Below are 12033 nucleotides of genomic sequence, written 5' to 3'. Positions count from 1 at the left end.
TAAGGCACAGGACGCCTTTTTTATTGCAGGATGGTATGCCAGCCCGGCTCAATATAAAACCTGGCAATTAGAGCAGTAAAAGGTGCGCCGGTTGGTGGTACCGAGATATTCCTTCACGAGCGGAATATGACACCGGGGGCAGATCTTCCTGGTATGCGCCAGCCAGTGTGCCTTCAGCTGAAATTCCTTCTTCCAACGGAGGAAGTCGAAACTATAGTTCACGGCTTCCTTTACCAGTTCCCGCTTCTTCCTGAGGGGCAGGTTTCCGATCTTACTGGCAGGATGGACTTTGATCCGGAACAATACTTCGTTTTTGATAATATTGCCTGAGCCGGCGAAGATATCCTGGTCCAGCAGGGCATCTGCCACAAGGGTTTCCGGTATCTTCTTCAGTTTGGCCATTGCTTTGGCCGGGTCCCACTGCTCATTCATCACATCACTACTCCAGTCATACACCTCATCCAGCGGCTCTTCAATGAACCTCACCGAGCAGGTATAAAAATTCAGTTCTCCGTTATCAAACTGTAAATGCAGTGCAGGGTTGCTGTTCTTTTTTTCGTTGATACGATAAGTACCGAACATCAGTAAGTGTATCCTGATCGTAAAGCCGCGGAAGCAGACGAGAAAATGTTTCCCCCAGCTTTTAAAAGCGATGATCTTTTTATCGCGGATCCTCTCCAGATCTATTTTCGCATATCCGGTCACATCAATGACCTTTTTCCCGGTGAAAGCTTTTACTTCCTCTTTTAATATCACAATGGATGGTCCTTCTGGCATAATGTTTCCTGTTGGTCATACAGATGGGATACAATATCTGCGCCAGCCGGGAGGCGTGGGTTTGTTCGGGGTTGCAACGCGAACGTTTGTTTCCGGGGTTGCACACGTACATTTGTTGCCAGGGTTACGCCCGTACGTTTGTTTCCCCCGGGGGTTACGCCCCATATATTCGTTTCCCCCGGGGTTGCACCCTGTCCGTTTGTTTCCAGGGTTACGCCCGTATATTCGTTTCCCCGGGGTTGCACCCCGCGCTACAAACACGGGGCTCCTAAAGGAGTCCTATTGCGTTTTGTTAATGGTGTTTTGTTAGGGGGTCGTGCCACAGGCACGCCATTAATGTCAGCCGTTTAGGAAGCGTTCTGTTGAAGTGTGTAAAGATCAAAATAATCGTACAGGGCAGCTAGTTTTTCGAGGTGGGCCGTATTGTACGTGTCGAAGTTCTCTTTCTGCACAATGAGGATGTAACCGCCGCCGGGAAGCTTCTCAATTACGTCAAAGGCTGCCTGTTTTATTTTTTCCTCACCTACTGTTTTTACCTGATCTTCATTCCAGTAATTGAACCAGTAAATGGCAGGGGGTATTTCCAGGGGATTGAAAAGTCCCGGAGCCATCACCTTACCGATGCGGGTTGTAAGATGCTCAGGCGTTTTTACTACGATATCCGGAGTAGATATTTCTTCATCCATTTCCACTTCTCCATAAAAGGAGGCGAAAGAGATCAATGTTTCGAGTTCTGTATCATATACGGCAGCATACCTGGCTTTATAAGCCCTGATAGCGGTAACAAAGAAATGGTGAAACTCTTCGTAGGAGAAGTGTCCTTCAGGCTGCAGCAATGGTTTGCCACTACGGAAGCTGAAGGCTGCATTGTCTTCATTCGTGTATTCGAATGGGTCTGTATGCACCAATGAAAATAGGGGTGAATCCTTATCCGTAGAGAGGATCACATCCCTGTCAAAATCCCCGTCGCTCCAATGTTTCTCCAGTGAAGCAAAGGATTGTTCCAACTCTTCTGCTGAGACGTAGTCATTGAACTTAGCTCCGTCAAACACGTAACGCAGCCTGGTAGCATGACTATGATCATTGCAGGCTTGTACAAGGTCCAGAAATCGATAAAGAGAATCTGCCTCCTTCGGGCGGAACAATTGTAAGGTACTTGTTTGCAGTAACATGGAACAATGGGGTTTTCCTGTAAATCTAAATAAAAACAAGGTACGAAAAAGAGGGTGCAGAAAAGTTAATATACACCCTCTTTTTATGTATTTACAATACCAGTTGTTCATGCAGTCTGAGCAAGGCCTTACCGGGATCGTCGCAGAGACCCGGGTGTACCTTTCCCGCCTGTACGACTGTACTCCGGGTAGCGGTCAGCCAACGGAAGCGGGAAGCGAGATCAAGCTGACCGATGGGACCAGCCGGTTTACCTCCTTTAGCGATGCATTCAAAGGCTTCCAGGTATGTTTTTACTTCACTGATATCTATTTCAGGGGCGAAAGCACGCAAACGGTCCTCATTCAGCGTAATCATCGCCTGTAAGAAACGGTGTTGTTTGCAATAGAGAATGACACCGGCATTGAGAAACTCTTCCCGTTCCACTCTCGGCATAACGCGGATGACAGCGTACTCAAATAAGTGTTTTTCTTGCATGTTGCGCTTCATTTACAAATATTCCGGAATTGGCTATCCGGGTGATCAAAAACTCCGCATATACGGCTCTTATTTCGTCTGGCGTACCATGATGAGATAATGTCAGCAGCCATTCATCGGGTACCACGGAAATGATAGCACGAATCTGTTCAGGCGTCAGGATCTCACGGAAGGCGGCGTCTACCTTTTCAAGCCCGTCTGCCTGGGGCAGCAATACATGGTCTTTTACCTGTACGAAGGGCCGTTTGGCCTGTTCCTGCCAGTTATCCCATGAATGGTGGAAATACAGGGAGGCGCCATGATCGATCAGCCATAGTTCTTTATGCCACATGAGCATATTGGTATTACGGGCGGTACGGTCAACGTTGGTCAGCAGGCAGTCCAGCCATACAATACGGGCAGCTGTCTGCGGGTCAATCACGGCAACTGTAGGGTCGTAGGTAATAGCGCCTGACAGGTAATGCAGCGCCAGATTAAGGCCTTCACTGGCCTTCAGCAGGTCCTGGATCTCTTCATCCGGCTCGGTACGGCCGAACGCATGATCGAGGTTGGCAAAAACGATTTCCGGCACTTTCATGCCTATTCTGCGGGCTATCTCTCCTCCAATCACTTCAGCGATCAATGCCTTTATGCCCTGCCCTGCGCCACGGAACTTCAGTACGTACAGGAACCCATCATCTGCCTCTGCGATGGCAGGTAAAGAGCCTCCTTCACGCAATGGAGTCACATACCTGGTCACGTTGACAGTTCTCAGTTCGGGTTGTTTACTCATCATTGAATTCATTATTTATGCAAATAATAACCGGCAGTTTGTGACGCTGCCGGTTATTAAAGCCGCATAAAATTAAGCCTATTTAAGGTGTTGAGCAAGGTGTAGGGAGAAAGGCGCTATCCTTATTTCTGAATGCGCGTTTTCAGATAATTGTAAATCTCTTTTTCTTCCGGTGTTTCCCCTTTATACAGCTGGATGTAGCGTTTATAATAGCGTGTCGCCATCACATCATTCTTCAGGTGTGCATCGTAAATACGGCCGATACTATACTGTTTCAGCGGCTGATGGAACATGTAATAGGCCGTGTCAAGGTTTGCGATCGCAGGCTTGTATTGACCTAATGCCTCATAGTTGACAGACATTCCTGTATAGTAGTTATCCAGGCTGGGCGACTTCGCCATGTTGATACAGGTTTGCAGCAGTTCATTGCTTTCCTCGTACTTCTTCAGTTGTGTACAGGCCATAGCGGCATAATAAATGATGTTTTCGGAGCTGGCATTCCGCGCGGTGAGGTATTCATTTATGGCTATACAATCCTCATATTTTTTGAGATTATAAGCTGCTGCTGAAACGTAGATAAAAGTATTGGAGGAAGAGATATTCAGCTGTTTCAGCTTCTCTCCTAATATCAGGGTGCGCTGGTAATCCTTTAACAGATAGGAAGTCCTGGCTCCTGTCATGAGGACGATTGCTGACGATGAATCTGTAGCGAGGAAGGTGTTTATCAGTGTGTCTGCTGCGCCAAAACGCTTTCTTTCTATCCACTCTTCCGCCAGCCGGGATACGACCCTGGGATCGCCAGGATTCAGGGTATAGGCCTTATTCAGCCAGGCAAAACCGGAATCCTGCTGCAAGGCAGTGAGGGCGGCGAAAGCCAGTTGTTTCCAGGCAATGGCGCTCTGGGGACGGAGTACCACCACCTTTTTATAGTGCGCTACAGCAGTTAGCGGACGATCGTGTTGCAGACTGATTACAGCCAGGCATTGGTGGGCCGTAAGGTGATTGCTATCCAGCTGCAATACCTTTTCATAATAATTTCCAGCCTCCGGTACCTTCCCTGCCTGGTAATAAGTGTAGGCCAGCAGGGCCACCTGGCGGGCGTCATTGCTATCTACGGCTGGCCGGAGATAGGCAATCGCTTCATCATACTGCTGGTCCTGCAGATACTCCATTACGCGGTTCCTGTTCACAGAAGATTGTGCAAAGATCCGGGTCGCGTTGCATAACAGCAAAAGCAGGCATAATATCCTGTTCAGGTTGTTCATTTGATTACTATTTGACCTTAAAACTAAATATATAGTTTTAAAAAGAAAAATTTAGTTGATAAAGCACCCCAGACGATAAATGATTGATTATGAATACGAATTAAATTATAAGCAGGGGCTAACACTTAAGCAGACATCCTCGCGGCAGCACCGGAAGCGGAAAGTGTCTGTCCGGGGAAGTCTTATTACAAACTGTCAAATTAAATGATCGGGTGAGGCAACCAAATACATGGTGCATCCGTATTAATACAATAGATTCCCCACGTTAAATGTCCGTTATGAGAAGCAACAGCTGGTTAGCCGCAATACTATTGTATGCATGTATACTATCATGCAGTAATGATGATAATCCTGCGCCGCCCCCTGACCGGGACGCACCTACAACTGGTACATGGCGGGTAACGCTGTTTAGTGAGCGCGGCAATAATGAAACCGGCGATTTCAACGGCTATACCTTTACGTTTGACAGTAATGGATCGGCAACAGCATCCAAAAACAGTACGAACAGGAGCGGGACGTGGAGCATTAACAGTAGTGCCACGGAATTCAACATCGATTTTGGTGAAAAAAGTGATGCCAATAAGCCGTTGGGCGAACTGACAGATGACTGGGAAATCATTTCAATAACTAGTACCGAGATCAAGCTAAAAGATGACAATGACGCCAGCGAGGAGTTTTTGACCTTTAACCAAAATTAACCCCTGCCCTATTCCTATCCGCGGCAGGCTATCTGTGTAAGCAGATGGCCTGTTCCTTTTTTTCCACAATAACGCTGGACTAATTTTTGGAGCCTCCAATATAAAAATCACAGTAATTATGCATGTCATTCTTGGAGCTTCAGGACAAGTTGGTTCAGCTGTTGTTAGCCAGCTTATAGAAAAAGGAGAATCTGTCAAAGGTGTTGTCAGAGATGAAAATAAAGCCGGTGAACTGGAAAAAACGGGCGCTGCTGTTGCCATAGCCGATATCAGTGACCTTCCTTCACTGGTTGCTGCGTTCCAGGATGGCAGTACGCTCTTTGCACTCACTCCCGAAAGCGGTCACGAGCGGAATGTGATTGGCGAAACAAAAGACATTCTTGAAAATTACAGAAAAGCGTTAGCCAGTTCACCTATTAAAAAAGTAGTGGGCCTGTCTTCTATCGGCGCCCAGTATGAATCAGGAACAGGTAACCTGGTGATGTCATATCTGCTGGAACATGCGTTTACAGGTATGCCGGTAAAACAGATCTTCGTACGTCCGGCTTATTATTTCAGCAACTGGATGATGTATCTGGGATCTGTGATGGAAAATGGGACACTGCCTACCTTTTTCCCACCCGACCTGTCCATTCCGATGGTATCACCACAGGAAGTGGCGGCTTTTGTAGCAAATGTTATACAGAAAGAGGAAGAAGACGGAAAAATATTCGAACTGACCGGGCCAGCTGCCTATAGCAGTAATGATGTAGCTAAAGCGTTTTCTGATGCGCTCGGAATGGAAGTAAAAGCGGTACAGATACCAAAAGAACAGTGGGAAAGCAGTCTACATGAGATAGGATTTTCGCCGGACGCTATCAGGAATTTCATAGAAATGACAGACGCAGTGATATCCGGAAAAGCCAAGCCGGAAAAGAAAGATACTGTTCAGGTCAAACTGAAAACAACCCTGAAGAATTATATTCAACAATATGTACCTGCAGAAGAACGCACTGCCACAAAAAGCAAGAGTAAAAGTAGCAGAGCCAAAAGTAAAGTCTGACATTACCTGATAATAACAGGCAACGGCGGGTGAAAATTTCTGCTCTCCGTTGCCTGTTGCTACAGCTGCTATTTAAGCGCAAAGCTACGTTCTTTGGCAATAGCGCTAAAGAGATTTGCCTCCTCTTCCTTCGCTTCAGCCAGGACTTCTTTCACTGCAAACAGCGACTTTGTTACTGCAGGCCGTTTCAGAATGACCGTCTGCAAGCCGTAACGTACATCCAACGAATAATCTTCAGAGCTGGTATAAAGCTGGCCATTCAGGTTAACACCAAAAGCACCGCCTTTCGCGCCGGCAGTGAACTTGGTATATTTGCGCCGGATGATATATTTCTGCACAAAACCTATCACGGCATACACGTAACACACAGCAGGATCGTCGAGGATAGTGGCCTTATTGTCTGTCATCCAGGATTGCACGCCCTTATTCCAGGAGTCGCTGTCGCGGTTAACCAATCCTGTTGCCTGATCGAATACCATCAGACTGAACGAAGATTCTCCTTCAAACTCGGCCGTCAGGTAGTTTAAGAAACTCAGCTCCACCGCCAATTTTTGATCAACGAGGATGGACTGCCGTTTAATGGGCTCCTTAATCTTTGAGGCTTCATCGATCTCGATACCCGGGATCTTAAACGCAGAAAATTCTATGGATGCATTCTCTGTATTCGCAATAGTGGGGCAATCAGCCTGTGTCTTCCGAATCTCCAGTACTGTTCCCAGAAGGGCATATGGATTACCGATGTAAGCATCTGCTCCAACGTAAAGCATGTTATTCTGTAAAGCCAGCATCTTCTGTGCTTCGATAACAGAGGGAATCTTCTTTGATTCTGCAACTTCATTATTCATTGCTTCATTGATGTGCTCTGTGGAATTATTTCCCATAATACAATGATTTAAGTATATGTCGAAAAGGGGTTATCCGTTTGGAGGTTTTTGGGAGTATGACTAAAGTACGGTTTTCCGGGGAGAAAACAAGTGAAAGTAGCAGCTATCTTCCATCGAGACGATTCCCACCCCTGAAGCCATTCAAACCTTCCCCATAAACATATGAAGACAATACGGTGTCACCAATCTGGATAAACGAGCTATTGTATCGCAGATGATACCGGTTCGTGTAATTAGGGTTTGCCTCTCTCTTACAGGCAGAAAATACTGCAATGGCGGCCACGGGCAACACTGCTGCTGTGAGTTTAACAAATTTCATGGGCATTTTAATTTCAATGCCCCAATAAAAGTTTTACAATTTATCTTTCCGCCTTTGCTGTTCTTCGATCTGATCTTCTACAGGATCATCTTTTAACAGTTCTTTCTGATCTCTCCGGTTTCTTACTATCAGGAAAACAATGAGTGCGATTGCAGCCAGGATAACAATGACAATTGCAGTCAGATTAAAGTGTCGCATATTGGGTTAGTTAAAAGAGTATTATAAGTTGTCTGCCCTGCCATAATGATCTTATTGATAATTCTCTTTCTCCTAAGTAAAGTTACTATCTATTATTTAACTTCATAGTGTCCCTTCATAAATACCATTACCATGTATCCATTTGTATTAGCCCTTTATTGTTTGTTGTCCACTCCCGTCTTTGCACAAAAGCCTATTGACAGTACCCGTATCCATGCTGAGAAGATAAACAGGATCTTCCAGGAAGAGGTCATTCCCTACCTTGAATCCCGTGATAGTACACCCGATTGGACCGTCTTTGGGAAACACCTGGTATCACTTCACGGAGATACGGGAGAAGAGGTGCTCCTGATGAGCCAGACTATCTATAGTATGCAACGCGATGATTGGGGCAATTTTTCCGCCGCCATTATTCCCTATGCGAAGAAATACGGGACTGGCATACCAGCGAAGCAGCGTCATGCATTCAGCCGGTATATGAGCAGGAACGCACAATTGCTGTATCAATCGGGGCGTAAGGAAGAAGGTATCAGGTGGCAGATACTGGCTTTGCCGCTGGCCGATGAGACAGAACATGCCGGTATGCTCGACACCATAGAAAAGATGAAAAAGGGGGAATGACTTACAATCTGACAAATGTTTCTTCAGACAAGAAAAAATTTCAGTTTTCCTGAAAAAAATTCAGTTCAAAACGCGGTGGCACCTCATTTGAGCAGATTTGGATGGAAAGGTTGGCCAACCTGACTACCAAAGTTATCTATTGTTCACTTAATTAAAAGGAGGTTCATTATGTCACTCATCAAAAGGAATGGAAATTCATTTTCAACACTCCCTTCGTTGCTCGACGACTTCTTTAGCCGTGAACTTTTCAACTGGGGAAACAGCAATTTTTCGTCTACCAGTACCACCGTTCCATCCGTAAATATTAAGGAAACTGCCGATAACTACGAGGTGGAAGTAGCAGCACCTGGTATGGAAAAGAAAGACTTCAAAGTTACACTTGATGGCAATCTGCTGACTATTTCATCTGCCAAACAGCAGAGCCAGGAAAAGAAAGAAGATAACTATACCAGGCGGGAATTCAGCTATCAGTCATTCCAGCGCAGTTTTGAACTGCCTAAGAATGTGGTAGATGACGATAAGATCAACGCCCGTTACGAAAATGGGCTATTACATCTTACTATTCCAAAACGGGAAGAAGCTAAACAGAAAGCACCCCGTACTATTGAGATAGCATAAGTGAGTTAATGAGGTTGAGTCTGCTAAACTGGTTCCTCTTAATTAATAGCAGCTTGATATGTAAGCCTTCAGTTCTGTTATCTGAAGGCTTTTTATTTATCCCTCAGCTTCGTCAAGCTTATTTACGATTTCCTTCATTTTGCAAAGGCACTTGATGTTTTATTACTAACGCGATGAGCGTATTCCTTTCAGTTGCCAGAACGGCGGCCCTTTCCTTATGATTGCTAAACAAATCAGTCGTCTGGTTGTTGGTTTTAATAGTCAAGCCCCTTAAACTATGTTAAGAGTATTTCTTAAGATAGTTCTCTTGTATCACATCTATTGCTAAAGCATTTTACTGTTCAAAAAAAACTTACATGCGATGAAAGCACTTATGTTTATTCAAGTATTCACACTCTTTATTGGATTATCCAGCATTTGCATTGCGCAGTCGACGAATGAAGGAATGGTAAAGGAATGGGAAAGGGCAAAAGCCTATACAAAAGAATACCTCGATGCTATGCCAGACAAAGATTACGCTTTGAAACCAAAACCAGAAATGCGCTCTTTTGCAGAACAGATGCTTCACATTACGGATGCCAACTATGGTTTTGTATCTGCAGTTACCGGTGAAAAAAGCCCTTTTGGTATGGGCGAATGTGAAAAATCAAGTAACAAGTCGAAGACTGAAGTAGTTAAGGCTGTGATGGATGGATATGATTATGTCATTAATGACATCAAAAAGATGCCTGCAGATAAGATGAATGAAAAAATCACCCTATTTGGCAAATTTGACATGACCAGAAAAGAAGCGCTGGAAAAAGCATTTGAGCATCAGACGCATCACCGCGGACAAACTACCGTTTACCTGCGCCTTGCTGGTGTTAAACCTCCGGAAGAAAAACTGTTTTAATCCGCTGCTATAAACGTTTTCAGTCCTGTCAGTCATTGAAAGTAGTCATCCAATAACGAAATCAGCTAAGGATCCGGCAGGACTGAAAAATATTTTATATTGCATAACAAAGGCAAAGCAGTAAGTGCTGCTGCGTTGCTGATAACCCAAATTAAATGTTATGCAGACATACGAAAGAAAGACTCCGGAAGACCTGGACTGTGGCGTCACTGTATTCATGAAAGTACTTGGAGCAAAATGGAAGCCCTGTATTGTAGACCTTATCAGCAGAGGGAATACAAGGCCAAGCGAAATACATAAACAACTCATAGCTGCTACACCAAGGGTAGTAGACATGCAGCTGAAAGAGCTTGAATATTATGGCATTGTGACGAAGAAAGTACGAAAGGGATTTCCTTTGCACGTAGACTATTCTCTCACCAACATGGGCAAAAGCCTTCTTCCTGTTATTGGCTCGATGGATCAATGGGGAGCTGCTTATTCGGGTAAGGTGAAGAAGGTAAGTTCCGGGCGCCGATCTCCATCCTGCCTGGTTCCTGTTACCGAATAATTTTTCGGTTATTGATTTCAACAGTCCGCTCACTGAATTTTGTGTTCAATTAATGACCTATTGAACATGAAAAATTTATCTGCTGCGGCTTCCTCCCGGGGAATAAGCGACGTCTTCAAAGTACTGATCTGGGCTGTTATTGTAGCGATCACCTGGTATTTCATGCATGGTGCCGATCACTTCCTTCAACTCACTCCCGAAGCACTTGGCAAATACTTTACACTGAAATGGGTACTGCTGCTCCATATTACCGCCGGAGGAGGAGCGCTCATTCTTGGGCCTTTACAATTCTGGGAGCGATTGAGAACCAAAAGCTGGAAATTACACCGCATCATTGGCACGCTTTATCTGCTGGCTATCCTGGCTAGCAGCACGTGCGCAGTGATACTGGCTTTTACCACTGCCTATGCCATCAACTGGGCGTACGCATTTTCACTACAGGTATGGGTAAGTGTCTGGATATCGTCTTCCTTTATTGCCTGGTGGACGGTGCGTAAAAGGCAAATTAAACTTCATAAAGAGTGGATGACCAGAAGTTACATTGTTACATTAGCCTTTGTGGTATCGGGGTTAACGATAAAGTTACCTATTGTTCAATCGCTGGGAAGTTTTGAAGATATTTCTCCTTCCCTTTTCTGGATGGGATGGGCTGTTCCATTGTATGTGTATGAAGTCATATTATCACTCCGGCAGAAAAAAGCCGGCAGGGCGTAAAATACAAAAGGGGATGATATTACATCATTCCCTTTTGCATGAACCAAATTTTAACATTAAGATTTGTAATAGTTCCTCTTTGCTTCAAGGACCGCCTGATCGCGTTCTCTCCTGAATTCCCTTACTTGTGCGCGTCTTTCTTTACCGGTCAGATCTTTATCCAATTTAACAGATTCGATCTTGTCCGCATAATCATTTTTAATGTTTGCTATCTGCATATCCAGCTTCGTTGGCTGGTAAGGCACGGCAGCAGTATATGGATACGGGTAGCCATAATAGAAAGGAGAAAAATAAGGGCTGTAGAAGCCACCGCCCACCACTACGGTAGTTCTGGGGTGATAAAAGCCACCACCATGAAAACCACCTCTTACCGGGCTGTTAGAAACCATTGCTGAAGCGCTTTGAACCGTTACTGCAAGTAGCAGTATTGCTATTATCTTTTTCATGACCTTTAATTTTTTCTAATTCTTTGACGCTGGTTTAATTGAAAAATTTAAAGGCAAAAGTATGTTTAGCAAACTCTTAACAGTTCCCACTTGTAGACAGTTTGATATGGTTTATTGCCCTCATTTACCATCAGGCGGGGACGTGGCCATCGTGAGGTCCCTGCATCAGTGCTGGTGGTGAAGCCCACCTACTTTGCGCTGGCCTTTATTGCCCATCCAGCCATTGCCAGCAATACCGGGCCCTAAATCTTCGCCGGGCTGGGTCACGCTATAAACAACATATGGCGGAACAATATCCTCTGCCTTTCTGTTTATTAAATTGTCTTCCTGCAATTGTTTTAAATGCTGTATGAGCATTTTCTCCGTAATGGCAGGTATCAGGCGCTTGAGTTCACCATAGCGTTTAGGGCCGCTTATCAGGTAGCAGAGAATGATCGTTTTCCAGTAGCCGCCGATCTTGTTCATGACATGGGTGATAGGACAGGTCATTTCAGCAATGCCTTTATTATAGGTTCTTGTTGAGCTTTCTTTCACTTTAGCCATAACCACTTACTTCGGGTAGGTACTTGTAAAAAAGTTTTGCCTTGAAA

Annotated in this window: 17 protein-coding genes; 7 read left to right on the top strand and 10 right to left on the bottom strand. The window is 45.0% G+C overall.

Annotation, left to right across the window (positions count from 1 at the left end):
* Positions 1–48: 48 nt before the first annotated feature.
* From L3C95_RS29900 to L3C95_RS29880, 5 genes are all read right to left on the bottom strand, one after another.
* Positions 49–777 carry a DNA-formamidopyrimidine glycosylase family protein gene (locus L3C95_RS29900; RefSeq protein ID WP_236393943.1) on the bottom strand — a complete coding sequence of 243 codons (729 nt, stop codon included), beginning with the start codon at positions 775–777 and terminating at the stop codon, positions 49–51.
* Between the two features lie 347 nt (positions 778–1124).
* The gene (locus L3C95_RS29895; protein WP_236393942.1) at positions 1125–1949 is read right to left on the bottom strand and encodes a hypothetical protein; all 825 of its coding nucleotides are present in this window, start codon (positions 1947–1949) and stop codon (positions 1125–1127) included.
* 91 nt (positions 1950–2040) lie between these two features.
* Positions 2041–2424 carry a DUF3037 domain-containing protein gene (locus tag L3C95_RS29890; protein ID WP_236393941.1) on the bottom strand — a complete coding sequence of 128 codons (384 nt, stop codon included), beginning with the start codon at positions 2422–2424 and terminating at the stop codon, positions 2041–2043.
* Positions 2402–3199, bottom strand: coding sequence for a HipA family kinase (locus L3C95_RS29885; protein ID WP_236393940.1), 798 nt, complete (start codon positions 3197–3199; stop codon positions 2402–2404). Before L3C95_RS29885 ends, L3C95_RS29890 begins: the two co-directional genes overlap by 23 nt.
* A gap of 119 nt (positions 3200–3318) precedes the next feature.
* Entirely contained in the window at positions 3319–4461 is a 1143-nt protein-coding gene (locus L3C95_RS29880; protein ID WP_236393939.1) for a tetratricopeptide repeat protein, read from the bottom strand.
* A gap of 278 nt (positions 4462–4739) precedes the next feature.
* Here L3C95_RS29880 and L3C95_RS29875 point away from each other — a divergent pair, with 278 nt between their 5' ends.
* Together L3C95_RS29875 and L3C95_RS29870 are read left to right on the top strand one after the other, a co-directional pair.
* Entirely contained in the window at positions 4740–5159 is a 420-nt protein-coding gene (locus L3C95_RS29875) for a lipocalin family protein (protein WP_236393938.1), read from the top strand.
* Between the two features lie 118 nt (positions 5160–5277).
* Positions 5278–6201: an NAD(P)H-binding protein gene (locus L3C95_RS29870; protein ID WP_236393937.1), complete on the top strand. Its 924-nt coding sequence runs from the start codon at positions 5278–5280 to the stop codon at positions 6199–6201.
* Positions 6202–6269: 68 nt separating this feature from the next.
* Here the strand turns inward: L3C95_RS29870 and L3C95_RS29865 are convergent, their stop codons facing one another.
* From L3C95_RS29865 to L3C95_RS29855, 3 genes are all read right to left on the bottom strand, one after another.
* Positions 6270–7082, bottom strand: a complete 813-nt coding sequence (locus tag L3C95_RS29865; RefSeq protein WP_236393936.1) for a hypothetical protein — start codon at positions 7080–7082, stop codon at positions 6270–6272.
* Between the two features lie 106 nt (positions 7083–7188).
* Positions 7189–7404: a hypothetical protein gene (locus L3C95_RS29860; protein WP_236393935.1), complete on the bottom strand. Its 216-nt coding sequence runs from the start codon at positions 7402–7404 to the stop codon at positions 7189–7191.
* A 33-nt stretch (positions 7405–7437) separates the two neighbouring features.
* A complete protein-coding gene (locus L3C95_RS29855; RefSeq protein ID WP_236393934.1) occupies positions 7438–7602 on the bottom strand; it encodes a hypothetical protein in 165 nt (54 codons plus the stop codon).
* Positions 7603–7734: 132 nt separating this feature from the next.
* On the opposite strand from L3C95_RS29855, the gene L3C95_RS29850 reads away from it, so the two are divergent.
* From L3C95_RS29850 to L3C95_RS29830, 5 genes are all read left to right on the top strand, one after another.
* Positions 7735–8223, top strand: a complete 489-nt coding sequence (locus L3C95_RS29850) for a hypothetical protein (RefSeq protein WP_236393933.1) — start codon at positions 7735–7737, stop codon at positions 8221–8223.
* Positions 8224–8391: 168 nt separating this feature from the next.
* Positions 8392–8841, top strand: coding sequence for an Hsp20/alpha crystallin family protein (locus L3C95_RS29845; RefSeq protein WP_236393932.1), 450 nt, complete (start codon positions 8392–8394; stop codon positions 8839–8841).
* Positions 8842–9202: 361 nt separating this feature from the next.
* Positions 9203–9733, top strand: a complete 531-nt coding sequence (locus L3C95_RS29840; protein ID WP_236393931.1) for a DinB family protein — start codon at positions 9203–9205, stop codon at positions 9731–9733.
* Positions 9734–9893: 160 nt separating this feature from the next.
* On the top strand, positions 9894–10283 hold the full coding sequence (locus tag L3C95_RS29835) for a winged helix-turn-helix transcriptional regulator (protein WP_236393930.1): 390 nt from the start codon (positions 9894–9896) through the stop codon (positions 10281–10283).
* Between the two features lie 66 nt (positions 10284–10349).
* Complete coding sequence (locus tag L3C95_RS29830) at positions 10350–10997, top strand: DUF2306 domain-containing protein (RefSeq protein ID WP_236393929.1); 648 nt, start codon at positions 10350–10352, stop codon at positions 10995–10997.
* A gap of 56 nt (positions 10998–11053) precedes the next feature.
* Here the strand turns inward: L3C95_RS29830 and L3C95_RS29825 are convergent, their stop codons facing one another.
* Positions 11054–11443: a hypothetical protein gene (locus L3C95_RS29825; protein ID WP_236393928.1), complete on the bottom strand. Its 390-nt coding sequence runs from the start codon at positions 11441–11443 to the stop codon at positions 11054–11056.
* A 165-nt stretch (positions 11444–11608) separates the two neighbouring features.
* On the bottom strand, positions 11609–11986 hold the full coding sequence (locus L3C95_RS29820) for a winged helix-turn-helix transcriptional regulator (RefSeq protein ID WP_236393927.1): 378 nt from the start codon (positions 11984–11986) through the stop codon (positions 11609–11611).
* Between the last annotated feature and the right edge of the window lie 47 nt (positions 11987–12033).

The organism is Chitinophaga filiformis (assembly GCF_021646545.1).
Taxonomy (GTDB): Bacteria; Bacteroidota; Bacteroidia; order Chitinophagales; family Chitinophagaceae; genus Chitinophaga; species Chitinophaga filiformis_A.
This window is presented reverse-complemented; position numbering and strand designations above follow the sequence as displayed.

Coding starts and splice junctions, on each gene's coding strand:
- L3C95_RS29870 (WP_236393937.1), top strand. CDS start 5,278: ATGCATGTCATTCTTGGAGCTTCAGGACAAGTTGGTTCAGCTGTTGTT.
- L3C95_RS29855 (WP_236393934.1), bottom strand. CDS start 7,602: ATGCGACACTTTAATCTGACTGCAATTGTCATTGTTATCCTGGCTGCA.
- L3C95_RS29895 (WP_236393942.1), bottom strand. CDS start 1,949: ATGTTACTGCAAACAAGTACCTTACAATTGTTCCGCCCGAAGGAGGCA.
- L3C95_RS29835 (WP_236393930.1), top strand. CDS start 9,894: ATGCAGACATACGAAAGAAAGACTCCGGAAGACCTGGACTGTGGCGTC.
- L3C95_RS29865 (WP_236393936.1), bottom strand. CDS start 7,082: ATGGGAAATAATTCCACAGAGCACATCAATGAAGCAATGAATAATGAA.
- L3C95_RS29880 (WP_236393939.1), bottom strand. CDS start 4,461: ATGAACAACCTGAACAGGATATTATGCCTGCTTTTGCTGTTATGCAAC.
- L3C95_RS29830 (WP_236393929.1), top strand. CDS start 10,350: ATGAAAAATTTATCTGCTGCGGCTTCCTCCCGGGGAATAAGCGACGTC.
- L3C95_RS29845 (WP_236393932.1), top strand. CDS start 8,392: ATGTCACTCATCAAAAGGAATGGAAATTCATTTTCAACACTCCCTTCG.
- L3C95_RS29840 (WP_236393931.1), top strand. CDS start 9,203: ATGAAAGCACTTATGTTTATTCAAGTATTCACACTCTTTATTGGATTA.
- L3C95_RS29860 (WP_236393935.1), bottom strand. CDS start 7,404: ATGAAATTTGTTAAACTCACAGCAGCAGTGTTGCCCGTGGCCGCCATT.
- L3C95_RS29875 (WP_236393938.1), top strand. CDS start 4,740: ATGAGAAGCAACAGCTGGTTAGCCGCAATACTATTGTATGCATGTATA.
- L3C95_RS29885 (WP_236393940.1), bottom strand. CDS start 3,199: ATGATGAGTAAACAACCCGAACTGAGAACTGTCAACGTGACCAGGTAT.
- L3C95_RS29825 (WP_236393928.1), bottom strand. CDS start 11,443: ATGAAAAAGATAATAGCAATACTGCTACTTGCAGTAACGGTTCAAAGC.
- L3C95_RS29890 (WP_236393941.1), bottom strand. CDS start 2,424: ATGCAAGAAAAACACTTATTTGAGTACGCTGTCATCCGCGTTATGCCG.
- L3C95_RS29900 (WP_236393943.1), bottom strand. CDS start 777: ATGCCAGAAGGACCATCCATTGTGATATTAAAAGAGGAAGTAAAAGCT.
- L3C95_RS29850 (WP_236393933.1), top strand. CDS start 7,735: ATGTATCCATTTGTATTAGCCCTTTATTGTTTGTTGTCCACTCCCGTC.
- L3C95_RS29820 (WP_236393927.1), bottom strand. CDS start 11,986: ATGGCTAAAGTGAAAGAAAGCTCAACAAGAACCTATAATAAAGGCATT.